The organism is Bacteroidota bacterium (genome assembly GCA_016213405.1).
Taxonomy (GTDB): Bacteria; Bacteroidota; Bacteroidia; order Palsa-948; family Palsa-948; genus Palsa-948.
This window is the reverse complement of sequence record JACRAM010000080.1, coordinates 1-15,459: the sequence shown is the minus strand read 5'-3', so window position 1 is coordinate 15,459 and position 15,459 is coordinate 1. Positions and strand designations below refer to the sequence as shown.

The following is a 15,459-nucleotide window of genomic DNA, read 5'->3' as shown; positions in this document are numbered from 1 at the left end:
CGAAACCCATGAACTTGAGAGAGCGGAATAATAAAAGAAACATCCGAAAGAAGTATCAAAAACCAGCAAGCCATCGGTGGAAGCATTCACCACAATGGCATTACGCTGTGCCGTAGTAACACGCGGGGCAAGCATTCCTTTATTGGAAGAAAGCATCTCCAGAATGGCGCTTGCATTGGGCGTGTTGGTGCCGATGCCAACGTTATCCTGAGCAAGAAGAGAAGCCCCGCCTAAATCCTCTCCATAAGGGAGGACTTTCACCAGAGAGGGGAGAAGGAAGAACGCTGCGCAGAGTGCGAAAAGTTTTTTCAATCTGATATTATTATGGTGGCGTGTATAAAATATGAAGGACAAAGGTAAAAGTTATTTCATTAGAAACAAAACCATGCTGAATAAAAATTAACAGGTGTAGGACGACAAATAACTTCAGGTTATCGGTGAGCAGTTATCGGTTATCGGTGAACTGTTACCGATTACCGATTATTGATTACTTTTCTTTACCGCACTCCGCTTTGCGAGAGTCCGTATTTCATCGGACTAAACTGATATTCCCTTTTTTGGAAATCTCGTTGCCGTCAATAAGAGTTGCTTTCAGGTAATAAGTAACAACCTGCGTGTTCATCACCTGACCTTTGTCTCCTGCGCCTTGTGCCTGATTTGTTCCATCCCATTTAAAAGCAGGGTCGGTTGATTCAAATACTTTTTCTCCCCAGCGATTGTAGATTGCGAGAAAGAAATCTTTCACACAATTAGTTCCTTGTGCGAGGAAAAAATCGTTTTCATTATCGCCATTTGGAGAAAAGGCGTTAGGAATGAAAATATTCGGACAATCTATAGGGGAAGAACACGGATCAACAATAATAGTAGATGCACTTGTTCCCGTACACCCGCTTGCATTTACAACGGTTACTGAATATATTGTAGTTGATGAAGGAGAGAGAAGAAGTGATGAAGTTGTTGCTCCCGTGCTCCATGAATACGAAACTCCGCCTGAAGTGGTAAGTATTGTTGAATCTCCTGTGCAAATGGATGTATTGCCGGATATTAAAGGAACAGGCGGTTGATTTACAGTAATAGTTATTGAAGCAGTATCGCTTCCGCACACATCACTTACAATAACAGAATAGCTTGTTGACATAGTAGGAGAAACTATAATAGTATTATTTGTTGAACCATTGCTCCATGAATAATTTATTCCCCCAGATGCTGAGATTGAAGTGATTTCTCCATTACACAGCGTATTAATATTTGCAAAAACTGTTGCTGTAATTGCACCAATACTCGGAATGAATTCCCATAAATCAGAATAATAATTTGTACTACTAACTCCCAATCCTACAAAAGCTCTGTTGCTAATCACAAATGATAAAGCATCAATTCTATTGTTTCCTGTGAGGGAGCTAATTACATTCCATGTATTTGTAAAAGGATCATACTCCCCAAAATTGGCAGTTGGACCATATGCCCCTCCCAAGCCGACATATCCTGTACAAAATATTGCAAATCCTACTGCTCCAGCTCCTCCTAGCCCAGGAAAATTTGCTTTTTGTGTATATGTATTTAATATTGGATTATATTCCCAAAAATCATTGTAACCATTTATTGTGTCGATTCCAAGACCAACATAAGCTTTGTTATTTAATACGAAAGGCATTCGGTCAATATCAGTTCTTCCCGCACCAAGATAATTTGCCTTTTGCGACCAAGAGTTTGTTGATTGATTATATACCCATAACTCTTGTGAATAGTAACTTCCCCCAATAACATATCCTTCATTACCAATGACAAATGTTCCAGCAGCCAGTTTTTGATTTCCAGGCAAAGTTGCTTTTTGTGTCCAAATATTATTTAAGGGATCATATTCAAATAATTGATTTGGACATGTTGTGCCTATTCCTGCATACCCTTTGTTTCCAATTGCAAATCCTAAACCATATGCCATTCCCCCTCCTATAAAATTTGCTTTTTGAGTCCATGTGTTGATAATAGAATTATATAACCAAAAATCGTTATAGGAATTACTACCATCTATTCCAGATCCAACATAACCGCTATCTCCGATTGCAAAAGCAAAAGATTGCATTCGTCCTGCTGCAGGCAAACTCGCCTTCTGCACCCAAGTTCCTTGCGAAAACGAAATCTCGCTAACCGCAACGAGCAAAACCCATAGTGCTCCGACAAAAGTACGGAGTTCGATTAATCGGACAAAACGTAAAGATTGTTTCATCAGAGGAGAGGAAGTTAAAACAAAGATAGGGAATAGTCACCGCATTATTCTCTTCTGCGCAAAATACTTTTTCATATCCACCCCATCTCCTTCGCAATTTCACACCAGCCCCAGCCCTTGGGCAATTTTCCATAAATCAAATTTGCTTTTCACGCTAAGCTTTGCGTAAATGCTGGCGCGGTGGTTTTTCACGGTGTAATAAGAAATGTGAATCTCAGCAGCAATTACTTTATTCTTTTTTCCCTGAGCAAGCAACACAAAAATTTCCAGTTCGCGTTTTGTTAACGTAGAGCCCGCCAGAAATAATTTCAGCAGGTTTTTCTTTTTTTCTATTTCATCGTCATCGGACATTGCAGTGTGTTTAGGCGCATGTATCAGTAAAGAAGGTTAAGGATTAAGGTGGAGGAAAACCCTTCACCTAAACCTTTGTCTTTTCCTTAACCTCAATGAACGAATCATCTGCGAAAATAGTGTTCATAGTGCCGAAGAACTATTGCACAGCCGCAGTGGGTGAGTTACCTGTGGTGTATAGAATCAGACAAACAAAAAGCAAAAATGAAAACGAGTGATTATAATACCCACTCGCAAGCGGACTGTATTTCGTTCGGCTGACAGTTCCCTCTCCCAACGGGGGAGGGACACAGGGAGGGGGCAGTGAGGTAATTGCAACAGGCAAATTAGTAATCACCGATGAGCGCTAAAAGCGCCATCCTGCAAGGCAGGACAAATAATTTTGTTGTTTGCGTTAGCGATTGGAGTGGAAAGCCCACAGCCCCGCACATTGATTATGCAGCAGTAAATTTTCTGAGAGATTGCTTGGCTACGCTCGCAATGACGGTTGATGTGCGGGGGAAACGCCCAAGACATCTCCCCGCACTTCGTGTCGCTCTCTTCAAAGGGGGAAAGAAAAAACTAAGATTTTGGTGTATAAATTATTTTCTATCTTTGGCAATTCCCGAAAAAAATACGGGACATGCCCAATGAAAAATCCTCGTTTAATCTAATTAAATCATCATGAAAGTTTTGAAAAAATTATTAGTTGCCTGCATTATTATTTCTTTTTTTTCTCCCTTCTTTATTAGCTGCGGTGGCAACGAAGGGAATGGTGAAGGCGATGGTGCCGACACTACCGACACGGGCGATGGCAACGGAATGACCAAGACCCCGAGCAAAGCTCAGAATATTTTTTACGCAATTCCTTCTCCCATTGAACTGGCTCAGTTGATTCAGAAAGCAGGAGCAAAGTATAACAAAGATTTGCTGAATGACCCCAACAATGTTACTAAATACAGCACCAACACAAGCAAAGCGCTCAACCTTGGCGTGTATGGCGCTGACCTCAGTTATACCAGCGTGTTTGATGATAACACCCAAGAGTCTATTTTATATCTTGCCTGCACACGCAAACTTGCCGAATCGCTTGGCGTTGGCAATGCATTTGATGAAAAAACGGTTGACCGGATTCAGAACAACACGGGCAAAAAAGATTCTTTACTTACCATCATTTCCGATTCATACATGAACACGGATGAAATGCTGAAAGAGAGCCAGCGTGAAAATGCTTCTTCCCTGGTGATTGCGGGCGGATTTATCGAAGCACTTTACTTGGGCACTCAACTTTCAAAAACTTCTAAAAACCCTCTGGACATCATCAACCGCATCGCGGAACAGAAAGGAACTCTCGACAATGTTGTAGGGCTGCTCAGTTCCTATGAACAGGATGCGGGCATTGCAGGTGTTCTCGCAGATGTAAAACAACTGAAAGAGATTTATGATCAGGTAAAAGTTGAATCCAAAACTGCTTCTGAAGCGAAAACAAATCCGAATACAAAAGTTACTACTATCGGGGGAAAAATAATTTACACAATGACTCCTGAGTTGGTAGAAAAACTTACAGTTAAAGTTGCAGAAATCAGAACTAAAATTACCAGCGGTCAAAACTAATAATCAGATATTGAATACCATGAAAAACTTTTTCAACTTCTCAAGAATTATTTTAGTTGGCGCTGTTGCGCTTCTTACTTTTGCTCATGCAAGCGCTCAGTGCAAAGGATTTGTGAAAAAACAAATTCCGAAACTTGCTCCGTTCATTCATAACGGGCAAATCAACAGCTCGGTTCTGCTATCTGGCGACCATGCTGAACTCACGCTTACTTTTTATTCCGGACAAACTTACCGCATCATGGTGGGTTCGCAGGAAACACTGGGCGATGTTTTTTTTGTAATGAAAGACGCCAGCAAAAGCCAATTATTCAGCAGCAAGGATCAGGGAAAAACTGATTACTGGGATTTCACTGTTGAGTCAACTCAACAATTGACGATTGAAGTAATGGTGCCTGATGTGGATGCACCTTCAGGGCTTGTTCCCAGCGGATGCGTTTCCATTTTGGTTGGGTTCAAACAATAATTACTCCTCCCTAACCCTCCCCAAAGGGGAGGGAATCTTTAGAAAGAATATTTTTTGAAGTTTTTATTTTCTCCTTTCCCTTTGGGGAAGAGCGGGATGGGGTGCTATACCACACAACCTCCAACCGTTTCGTTGGTGTTTTCATCAAACAGAACAAAACTTCCGTTCGCACGGTTGGTAATAAATTTATCTATGGCAATGGGAGAAGCTGTCCGTAATTGAATTCTTGCAATCTCATTCAGCTTGATGGATTTATCTTCTTCCATTTTACCAAGCGAGCTCACATCTAATTTATAAAGCACATCGCGCACAGATGCTTTAACGGTTTTTCCGTTGTGACGCAGAAGAAGTTTCGCACCAACATTCAGCGGCCTTTCGCTCATCCAACAGACAGTGGCTTCAATATCCTGAGTAACAAGAAGAGAATCATCTTTTTTTGCAATAACATCTCCTCTGCTTATGTCAATATCATCTTCCAGGTGAATTACCACCGACTGAGGAGCAAATGCTTCTTCAATTTCTTTTTCAGCAATTTCAATTTCCTTTATTCGGGAAGAATTTCCGGCAGGAAAAATTTCCACAATATCTCCTTTTTTGAAAATACCGCTCACTACCTTTCCTGCATAGCCGCGGTAATCATGCAGTGCATCTTCTCTCGGTCGTATCACGTACTGCACAGGAAATCTTGCTAAAGAAAAATTGAAGTCGCTTGTCAATTCCACGGTTTCAAGATGATGAAGTAATGTTTTTCCCGTGTACCATGGCATTTTTTCAGAGCGGGTTACTACATTGTCTCCGAACTTTGCGCTTACAGGAATAAAGGTGATGTCATTTACAAATAGTTTTTTAGAAAAATTCTTGTAGCGGTCAACAATGTCATTAAAGACTTTCTCTGAATAATTCATCAGGTCTATTTTGTTAATGCAAACCACGAGATGCTGAATTCCGAAAAGAGACGCGATGATCGAATGTCTGTGTGTTTGTTCGGTAATTCCGTTACGCGCGTCTATTAAAATAATGGCAAGGTTTGAATTGGAAGCGCCCGTAACCATGTTGCGCGTGTACTGCACATGCCCGGGAGTATCGGCTATGATGAATTTTCTTTTCTCAGTGGTAAAATATTTATACGCCACATCAATGGTGATTCCCTGCTCGCGCTCTGCACGCAAGCCATCAGTGAGAAGTGATAAGTCTATTTCTGTTGCGTGTTTTCCTTTGCTGGCTTTTTCAATCGCCTGCAAAATATCTGTCGAAACAGATTCGCTGTCAAAAAGCAACCGCCCGATGAGCGTGCTTTTTCCGTCATCCACACTTCCTGCTGTGAGAAATCTGAGTAAGTCCATAAAGGGAAGCAAAAATAATCTATTTGAGTTTTAATCTATAACAATCTTGCTGTTGTACGTTTTGCCAGAAGATTGAATCTGAAGAAAATAAATCCCCTTGGGTTGTTTGCTTAAATTAATTTCCGTTTTACCAGAATTTATTTGAGACGAATAAATTTTTTCTCCCATCACATTGTATATCTCAATATAAGATTGCTTCGCTCCGCTCGCAAAGACGAGAGTACACTTTCCATCTGTAGGATTCGGAAAAACATTTATGCAATCATTTTCGCAATTAATGGGTTCAGAAATTCCTACAGGGGAATAAAGCGGGGATTCCCACATTCCTCTTCCATAAGTTGCCGCGCGGAGTTTTGAAACAGTGTATTGAATTTCGAGTTCATCCACAATCACATTCGGCAACCCAGTGCTGTACGATGCCCATGAACTCATGGTGTTATCGCGGTAATAAACTCCCAAATCAGTTCCTGCATACAGCGTTCCGTTTGCTGAGCCTGTTTCATACACAATGCAGTTGACAGGAAGATTCGGAATTCCTGTTGAATAATTTGTCCATGAAGTTCCTCCATTCGTGGTAACCCACACTTTATTAGCGGAAGAATACCCAGAAAAAGTCGCCCAAACATGGTTGGCGTCTGTCGGATCAATTTCAATGTAAGTGATGGATGCGCTGCTGACAGGAAGATTTCCTGTAACAGTTGTCCATGAAGTTCCTCCGTTAGTAGATTTGATAATGGAAGTTGTGCGCGAAGCATAAATCACCTGATTGCTGGATGGCGCCACATCAATTCCGCGGATGGTACTCGTACTTCCGAGTGAACTCATCTGAGTCCACGCAGTTCCCTGGTTGGTAGACTTGAAAACTTCCTGATAGCCAGCCCAGATTGTTGCTGCTGCAGTTGGATCCTGGCACCAGGGAGTGACCCATGCTGCGCTTCCTGCGAGTCCCGTTTGAATGCTTGCCCAATTATTTCCTCCATTTATTGAGCGTTGAAAATCTCCATTGTAATATTCTCCATACATGGTGTTATTATTTGTGCGGTCAACAAAACATTCCATGCCGTCACCACCCAGCACGCGAGACCAGGTTACTCCATTCAATCTATCCGTACCGTTGTCCTGTCTTCCGGTGATAAGCCATGTTCCGTTATTTGCCGATTGTCCGAGGCGGTACTGCTCGGCTATTTGCAAACCGTTACTCATATCGCTCCAGCTGCCTCCGCTATTTTGCGTACGGAAAACTCCGCCATCGCATCCTGCATAAATGGTGCTTCCGTTTCCAGGAAGGTAAATCACATCATGTACATCCGCGTGAACGTAGGGCGCTCCAGAACCGGTCCAGTGTGCATTGATGACCCAACTGTTTCCTCCATCGGTTGAACGCCAAATATTTATTCCGCCAATCACGACTTCATTTGCATTTGCAGGAGAAGCGGCTACAGAAAGGTCATACCATCCCTGCCCCGATGCATCGTTGCCAGTATTTGAATAGCCAAGAATATTGGGAGTAGTAGATTTTTGCGAGAAAGATGTTCCACCATTGATGGATTGATACAATCCGAGAAAAGCACTGCTTGAATTATTAGCAGCAAGAACATAAATATAATTTGCATCAGCAGGAGTTACGGCAATTGCTAATCTTCCAGCACCAGAAACAGAATAAATAGAAACATAACTCTGCCCTGAATTTGTAGAGCGGTAGACTGTAGCAGAAGTTGTTGCGTAAATGGTTGTCGGATCGCCCGGCTTCATTTCCATATCACGCGGAGCAGCAGTAGATACCTGCGAAAAAGTTGTGCCTCCATCGGTAGAGCGATAAATTCCATTACTCGTTGCGGCATGAATGATTTGTGTATTGGTCGGGTCAATCAGAATTCTTCTCACGGTTCTTCCTTGTGTAACTGTCCAGTTTAACCCGGTTGCGTTCCATGTTGCTCCTCCGTCAGTAGATTTTAAAACTCCAAGTCCATATGTATCGCTTGCGTCCCCATCTCCGCTTCCCAAATAAATGATTTGAGAATTTGTAGGGTCAACTGCAACATCTGTTACTCCGAGCGAGCCGAGGGCATCGGTATTCCACATCGCCCAGCCGCTTCCGCCATTAGTTGATTTCCATAAACCTCCTGCTGGCGCACCGGCATAAACAATATTTGTGTTGGATGGATCAAAACGAATGCAGTTCACTCTTCCTGCTCCTCCATTGGTCGGGACATTGCTTGGTCCGAGAAATGTCCAACTGCCTGCAACAGTTGTTGAATTTAGTTTTGACTCAACCGCCTGAAAATAATCATCTGGTGGGAATAAATTTCCCGAAGGATAAACGCGTTGCTCTTTAAGCCATTCCCATCGTTTAAACTGTATCCATCCAGCCACTTCTTTTTCTTCTTCTTTTCTGAACCATTTTCTTTTTTCAGATCCCTCATTTTTCATTTCATTCAAAAGTTTTTTCTTTTCTGGCTGAGACCAGTAGGCATCAAATTCTTTCTGAATATCATAAAAATTTGAATTGGGATTCTGCATCATCTCAACCCATTGCTGAGAAAATGCGGAAGCAGTAATGAGAAGTGCGGAAATGAGTGGAAAGATATTCATAATGATGGTGTTGTTTATTTGGTGAACCGAAGGTACGCAAAGCAAAACTTTTGGTCAAGGATTTTGCGGAAAATCTTTTCAGCTGCTGGAACAAGTTCAGCATGAGATACAAATTAGAAATACCCGCTTTTTTTTCTGTCTTCCATCGCGGCATCAGAAGTTTGATCGTCCAGTCGTGTTGCACCTCGCTCGGATATTTTTGTTTCTTCAATTTCACTGACGATGTCATCCAGTGAATTTGCTTCTGATTCAACGGCTGCCGTGCAAGTCATATCTCCTACTGTGCGAAAACGAACTTTACGGTTTTCAATAACATCATCCTTATCGGTATAAACAAAATCGGAATAGGCAAGTATTCCTCCCGGTCGGACAATACATTTTCTTGTATGAGAAAAATAAATGGAAGGCAGGTCAATATTTTCACGCCTGATGTAATTCCAGATATCCAGTTCTGTCCAATTGCTGATGGGAAAGCAGCGCACGTTTTCTCCCTGCCGGATTCTGCCGTTGTAAATGCTCCAGAGTTCCGGACGCTGCTTTTTCGGATCCCATTGCCCGAATTCATCGCGAACAGAGAATACTCTTTCTTTCGCTCTTGCCTTTTCTTCGTCCCTGCGTGCACCACCAATGCAGGCATCGAAACGGAATTCTTCTATTGTATCCAGAAGTGTATAGGTCTGCAAGGCATTGCGGCTGTAAAATCTTCCACGGTTCTCAACCAATCCCTTCTCTTTTATAGTATCACCTACGCTTCTTGCAATTAATTTCTCTCCAATTTTTTTTACCAGATTGTCTCTGAAATCAATGGCTTCCGGAAAATTATGCTCTGTGTCAATATGGACAAGCGGGAAAGGAAATTTTCCCGGACGAAAAGCTTTCAATGCAAGATGAACTAATGTGATAGAATCTTTTCCACCTGAAAATAATAAAGCAGGTCGTTCAAACTGCCCTGCCACTTCACGGAAGATGTGAATGGATTCGGATTCTAATTGGTCAAGATAATCTAGTTTATACTGCATAGAATGATTAGGCAAATTTAAGAAACATGCAGTCCGCACTCCTTTTTATCTGTATTCTCCCACCACCATCTTCCGGCACGCGGATCTTCTCCCTCTTTTACTGCGCGGGTGCAAGGCTGGCAGCCGATGCTTGGAAATCCTTTATCGTGCAAAGAATTATAGGGTGCATTATTTTTTTTAACAAAACTTTTCACTTTATCAAAACTCCAATCAAACAAGGGATGAAATTTTACAATCTGATTTTTCTCATCCCATTCAACTGAAGAAAGATTCTCTCTGTTTGGAGACTGATCTTTTCGGATTCCGGTAATCCAAACTTCATTCCCTTTCAATGCGCAGTGAAGCGGTTCCACTTTTCTGATGCGACAGCATTCCAAACGATTCTCTACCGAATCATAAAAACTGTTGGGGCCTTTTGCCGATACCATTTTCTGAACAGCATCTGCATTCGGAGAAAATGCCTCTATTTCCTTGCCGTACTTTTCTCTTGTGCTGTTCCAAACCGAATACGTTTCAGGAAAAATTCGTCCCGTATCGAGCGTGAAAATTTTTATTTGCAAGTTATTTGAAAATATCATATGCGTGATTGCCTGATCCTCCAGTCCGAAACTTGTTGAAAAAACAATTCTTCCCGAGAATTCTTTTGAGAGCAATGCAAGAGATTCTTCTGAAGTTTTTCCTGAAACTAATTTCTCAATCTTTTGTATTTTATCCGTATGCATCATTTAGAAATACCTTTGAATCTTTTTTTAGAAAAATGTTTTATAAAGAATTCTCAGACTTACAATGATTACCACAACTCCCACAGTAATAAGCCCGGCTCTTACAGGAATTTTGGATGTAAGATACGCGGCAAAAGGAGCGGCAATCATTCCGCCAATTACTAATCCTGCAATCACATTCCAGTGTTGAATTCCGATAAACATAAAAAAAGTAAGTGAACTTGCGAGCGTGACAAAAAACTCAGCGAGATTCACCGAACCCACTGTATAACGAAACGACCTTCCTCTCGCAATCAGCGTGGAGGAAACAATGGGTCCCCATCCACCGCCTCCAATGGAATCAAGGAACGCACCGATAAAAGCAAGCCGCCCTACTCGTTTAATTTTCTTTTTCGTTTTTACTTTTCTTACTGCCTTTAAAATAATGACCACTCCGAGAATCAAGGTGTAAACCGAAACTATCGGCTTGATGTAAGTTGCATATTCCTGCAACGAAGACAGAATATACGCTCCGAGAATTGCACCGAGAATTCCGGGAATAAGAAGATTTCGGAACAATTTTGTATTCACATTTTTGAAACGAAGGTGACTGATTCCTGAAGCGCCCGTTGTAAAAATTTCAGAAGTATGAACGCTCGCGCTCGCTGCTGCCGGAGAAATGCCGAATGACAAAAGAAATGTTGTTGCCGTAACCCCATACGCCATTCCGAGCGCACCATCTACCATCTGCGCAAGAAATCCACCCAGAACAAAAAGTAAAATGGTTTTGTCAATCCTGCTTGCCGCACTGCCAATATATCCGCCAATTTCTGATAGTGGGAGAAAAGAAAAAAGAATATGCCCGACAATCATCAGCGCCAGTGCGGAAGAGGAATAGATGAACCAGTATTTTGCCTGCTTGTATTTTGGTTTCTTGTTTTTCTGCTCAATAGTTAAATGCGGCTGAAGTGATGCCAGGTTATTTTCTACAAGCACAGAAGTAATTTCATTCAACTTTTTAACTTTTTCAGAATAATCTCCCTTGAGGTTAGAACGGACCTTGGAAAGATTTTCAAGCGCTTCCTGAGTTTCTTCAGGCAGGTTTTCATCAAGCATTTCTTTCATACGTTTCGCAAATGTAGGTGACTTACCGTTTGTTGATACGGCAATTTTCAAATCCCCTTTTTTCACGATGGCGCCAAGATAAAAATCGCAGAGTTCTGGCGTATCCACCACGTTTACAAGTATTTCCCGCTTTCTGGCTTCGTCTTTAATTATTTTGTTTAACTCATTGTCGGCAGTTGCTGCAATCACTATATCGACATTGAATAAATCTCCCGGAAAGAAAACTCTTTTCTTGAGCTTTATATTAGGTTGCTGTGCGGCAATTTTTTCAAACGCTGGTAGGATTTCTGGCGCCACAACAGTTACTTCCGTTTCAGGACTGTTTCCGATGATTGCATATAGTTTTTCAAATGCAACATTTCCACCTCCAACAATCAGGACTTTTAGTTTTTCCAGTTTCAGAAAAATCGGGAAGAGTTTGTTTCCTTTTCCTGATTTTACTGATGATTCAGATATTTTTTCTTCAGAGTTCATTTACTTTTTATTTTTTAGTTGAGTAAATATTTTTTTATTACTTCTTCCACTAAAAATTCAGGGTGTAACCTTACCACCTCTCCGGCAATAATTACAGCAGGAGAACCAATGTGTTTGTCTTTAACAATTTCTTCAATTGTATTGATTGTGCTCACGGCAATTCTTTCGTCTTTCAATGTTCCGTTCTGAATGAGAGCAACAGGCAGATTTGCTTTGTCCGATGATTTGTAAACTTCAACGATTTCATGAAGTTTGTGAACGCCCATTAAAATCACAACCGTTGCCGTAGATTGCGAAGCAAGTTTGATATCGCGTGAAAGTTCACCAGTGCGTGTAGTTCCTGTAATCACCCAGAAACTTTCGCTGAGCCCCCGATGTGTAACCGGGATTCCAGCCATGGCAGGAACTCCAAGAGAGGAAGAAATTCCCGGAATCACTTCCGTTTCGATGTGGAAGGATTGAGCGTGCTGAATTTCTTCATAACCTCTTCCAAAAACAAAAGGGTCGCCTCCTTTGAGGCGCACAACATGTCCGTACGTGAATGCTAAATCCACTATGAGATTATTTATTTGATCCTGTTTCAGCGAATGCTGTCCGTTTCTTTTTCCCACGAAAATCTTTTTCACATTGGGTGAAGCATATTTCAGAAGAACAGGATTCACAAGCGCGTCATATAAAACGATGTCGGCTTTTCCAAGCGCTTGAATTGCTTTTGCAGTGATGAGATCCGGATCGCCAGGTCCTGCACCTGCAAGGGTTAACTTTGGTTGAATTTTATTGTTTGACATTTTTATAATTTTTAGTTATTGATTATTTTTTTTTGCTTTTGTAAATGATTCCTGCCTGATGAGTTCTTCCCTAAGTTCTTTGGCTTTATTCAGAAAATCCTTTGCTTCTGTATAATATTTTTCTGCAAATTGTTTAGTCGGTTCATTTGAATTTATCTGCAGAACAGTTTCTTTGAAGCTTTTCTCATAGGAGAATCCTACTGACGGTGCGAAATGATTTTCAAACTCAACCAAAATGCTGTGCTGCGAATTAGTCTGAATTTGATTGGTAAGCAGCAATGCCTTCGCTCCCTGCACAAACGCACTGTAAGAATGATAAACGGAATCAGCAAAAAGATTTTCTTCTAAAGAAATTTTCGCCCATTCTATTTTTTCTTCCGCTTCGAAAAGCAATGTTGCCACTAAATCAATCTGCACGCCCATGCACTCGCCAACACCAACAGATAGTTTGTAATTTTCTTCATAACCCCAATCTTTGTATTCGTCATCCGCAATCGTTGACAAATCTGCATGGCTTCTCAGCAGTCGGAAAAAATAATTATTCCCTTGTCTGTCAAAATACTGGTTGAAGGTTTCGTTCTCTGAAGAATTTTTTTCGTAGTCATTCAGAATTTCTCTCAGCACAGCCGGTCCGCGTTTGCTCGGAATTTTTATCACCTTGTCAGAAATTCTTCCTTCTCCATTTCCAATCACACCACCTCCAAGCAATACCTGAAGCGCAGGAATAATATGCGTTCCCGCCTTGAGCGAACTTCCATGAAAACCGATGTGCGCGAGCGAATGCTGTCCGCAGGAGTTCATGCACCCGCTGATTTTTATTTTGATGTTTTTGTCATAGAGTAAATCGGAATATTCGTTCTGAATAACTTTCTCCAGTTCCAGCGCGATGCCCGTGCTGTTAGCAATTCCAAGATTGCAGGTATCGGTTCCGGGGCAAGCGGTAATATCTCCAATGCTGTCAAATCCGACAAGAGTTAGTTGAAGCGAATCCAGTTCTTTGTAAAGCGCAGGCAATGCTTCTTTCGGAACAAAGCGAAGGAGAAATCCCTGATTGAGTGTAATACGCAAATCATCCGCAGCATATTTCTTTACCACTTCTGCAAACTGCCTTACTTTGTCAGAACGGATATTTCCAAGCGGCACTCTCACGCCTACAGCAAAAAATCCCTGTTGCTTTTGTTCAAACGTATTTGTGTCGAACCACTTTTTATATTTCTTATCATCGCTCACTTTAAGTGTTGTAAAAACTTTTCCACGCTCATCTTTGTTATAATCATACGCGGGGATTTCTGTGTTGGACAGATTACTAATTTGTCCGGCTGATTTTAACGCAAGGCGTTCTTCTTCAACCAAGCTCATAAAATTTTCCAATCCGATTTTAGCTATCAGATATTTGAGACGCGCTTTGTGGCGGTTATTTCTTTCTCCATAGCGGTCAAACACGCGAACGGTTGCTTCAGAAAAAGGAATTATCTGCCCATCCGTAAGAAATTCATTAGCGATTTGCGCAAGAATGGGCTGAGCGCCAAGTCCACCGCCTATCACAACTTTAAATCCACGCACAATTTTTCCGTCAACAATTTTAACTTTCGGAATGAACCCTAAATCATGAACGAATGTAAAAGCGGTATCGTCTTCGCTGGAAGAAAAAGCAATTTTAAATTTTCTGCCGAGATTTTCCTGTATGGGGTTTCTCAAAAAGAATTTGAAAAGCGCGTTGGCATAAGGCGTAATGTCAAACGGTTCTTTCGGATCAATGCCCGCGATGGATGAAGCCGTTATGTTGCGCACCGTGTTTCCGCAGGCTTCGCGAAGCGTGATGTTATCCTGTTCAAGTTTCGCCCAGAGTTCAGGAGTTCTATCAAGCGATACATAATATATCTGCACATCCTGCCTTGTAGTAAGGTGAAGATTTCCGTTTGAATACTCATCCGAAATATCCGCGATGCGCAAAAGTTGTTTCGCGGAAAGTTTTCCAAACGGAATTTTTATTCTCACCATTTGAACGCCCGGCTGGCGCTGCCCGTAAATGCCCCGCAGCAATCGGCTGAAACGAAATTTCTCCGAATCAATTTCTCCTTCACGGAAAAGATGAATCTTTTTCTCCAAATCGAGAATGTCTTTTTCTACTGTTTGGTTTTCGAGTTTTGTTCTGAAGCTTTGCATATATTGTTGTTTAGTTAACAGGTTGATTAAGTTGTTGGGCAACAAAAAAGCCCTTCGCGTTTTCACGGAAGGGCTTTGGTTGTTTGAGTTATTATTTTTCAACTCCGCAAGACAAAGACCTTCCGCTTTTGCATACACATCATGCAGCAGTTTAAAGTTTCAGGATTAATGTTTAAAGTTGTTTTCATTTTTTGTTTTACAGTTAGTATAAAAAAAGAGGGCTCCACCTTTCGGAAGAGCCCTCGTCAATGTTGTTTTATGTTTTATGACTTACGCTCTTCCGGATTAAATACACATACAGCACATGGTGCCGTTTGCATTTGTTATATGGAAAATTGCAGTCATTGATTTCAATCGTTGGGCAAAGGTAAAAATGATTTCGAATTCTGAAAATATTATTTCGCTTCACAAGTTCTCTTCCTTATTAGACATTATTCCGAATAAGGGTTTATGTGCTTGATTTTAGATATATTACCAATGAAAAAAATCTTTAACACAGAGAACACTGAGCAGACAGAGTTACACAGAGAGTTCTGCTCTGTGAAACTCATTAAACTCTGTGAACTCTGTGTTGAAAATCGTGGATATAACATCTTAATCTGAATAATGTCTATTAT

13 protein-coding genes are annotated in these 15,459 nt (G+C 41.3%); 3 read left to right on the top strand and 10 right to left on the bottom strand.

Features of this window, described 5'->3' with window-relative positions:
- The 3 genes from HY841_10230 to HY841_10220 form a co-directional block, all read right to left on the bottom strand.
- Positions 1 to 312 (bottom strand): hypothetical protein (locus tag HY841_10230; GenBank protein ID MBI4931130.1); only part of this gene is annotated, 312 nt, incomplete at its 3' end.
- Positions 313 to 529: 217 nt separating this feature from the next.
- On the bottom strand, positions 530 to 2,227 hold the full coding sequence (locus tag HY841_10225) for a gliding motility-associated C-terminal domain-containing protein (GenBank protein MBI4931129.1): 1,698 nt from the start codon (positions 2,225 to 2,227) through the stop codon (positions 530 to 532).
- Between the two features lie 99 nt (positions 2,228 to 2,326).
- Entirely contained in the window at positions 2,327 to 2,578 is a 252-nt protein-coding gene (locus HY841_10220) for a helix-turn-helix transcriptional regulator (GenBank protein ID MBI4931128.1), read from the bottom strand.
- 339 nt (positions 2,579 to 2,917) lie between these two features.
- On the opposite strand from HY841_10220, the gene HY841_10215 reads away from it, so the two are divergent.
- Genes HY841_10215 through HY841_10205 form a run of 3 tightly spaced genes read left to right on the top strand, consistent with a single transcriptional unit; the run spans position 2,918 to position 4,634 of the window.
- On the top strand, positions 2,918 to 3,211 hold the full coding sequence (locus HY841_10215) for a hypothetical protein (GenBank protein MBI4931127.1): 294 nt from the start codon (positions 2,918 to 2,920) through the stop codon (positions 3,209 to 3,211).
- A 30-nt stretch (positions 3,212 to 3,241) separates the two neighbouring features.
- Entirely contained in the window at positions 3,242 to 4,171 is a 930-nt protein-coding gene (locus HY841_10210; protein ID MBI4931126.1) for a hypothetical protein, read from the top strand.
- Between the two features lie 19 nt (positions 4,172 to 4,190).
- Positions 4,191 to 4,634, top strand: coding sequence for a hypothetical protein (locus tag HY841_10205; protein MBI4931125.1), 444 nt, complete (start codon positions 4,191 to 4,193; stop codon positions 4,632 to 4,634).
- A 104-nt stretch (positions 4,635 to 4,738) separates the two neighbouring features.
- On the opposite strand, the gene HY841_10200 is transcribed toward HY841_10205, so the two are convergent.
- The 7 genes from HY841_10200 to HY841_10170 form a co-directional block, all read right to left on the bottom strand.
- Positions 4,739 to 5,977: a 50S ribosome-binding GTPase gene (locus HY841_10200; protein MBI4931124.1), complete on the bottom strand. Its 1,239-nt coding sequence runs from the start codon at positions 5,975 to 5,977 to the stop codon at positions 4,739 to 4,741.
- 30 nt (positions 5,978 to 6,007) lie between these two features.
- The gene (locus tag HY841_10195) at positions 6,008 to 8,569 is read right to left on the bottom strand and encodes a T9SS type A sorting domain-containing protein (protein MBI4931123.1); all 2,562 of its coding nucleotides are present in this window, start codon (positions 8,567 to 8,569) and stop codon (positions 6,008 to 6,010) included.
- Positions 8,570 to 8,682: 113 nt separating this feature from the next.
- Positions 8,683 to 9,588 (bottom strand): sulfate adenylyltransferase subunit CysD, encoded by a 906-nt coding sequence (gene cysD / locus HY841_10190; GenBank protein ID MBI4931122.1) that lies wholly within the window; start codon positions 9,586 to 9,588, stop codon positions 8,683 to 8,685.
- 17 nt (positions 9,589 to 9,605) lie between these two features.
- Complete coding sequence (locus tag HY841_10185; GenBank protein ID MBI4931121.1) at positions 9,606 to 10,310, bottom strand: phosphoadenylyl-sulfate reductase; 705 nt, start codon at positions 10,308 to 10,310, stop codon at positions 9,606 to 9,608.
- A 27-nt stretch (positions 10,311 to 10,337) separates the two neighbouring features.
- Entirely contained in the window at positions 10,338 to 11,888 is a 1,551-nt protein-coding gene (locus HY841_10180) for a TSUP family transporter (protein ID MBI4931120.1), read from the bottom strand.
- A 14-nt stretch (positions 11,889 to 11,902) separates the two neighbouring features.
- Positions 11,903 to 12,676: a uroporphyrinogen-III C-methyltransferase gene (gene cobA, locus HY841_10175; protein ID MBI4931119.1), complete on the bottom strand. Its 774-nt coding sequence runs from the start codon at positions 12,674 to 12,676 to the stop codon at positions 11,903 to 11,905.
- A gap of 15 nt (positions 12,677 to 12,691) precedes the next feature.
- A complete protein-coding gene (locus HY841_10170; GenBank protein MBI4931118.1) occupies positions 12,692 to 14,842 on the bottom strand; it encodes a HEPN domain-containing protein in 2,151 nt (716 codons plus the stop codon).
- Between the last annotated feature and the right edge of the window lie 617 nt (positions 14,843 to 15,459).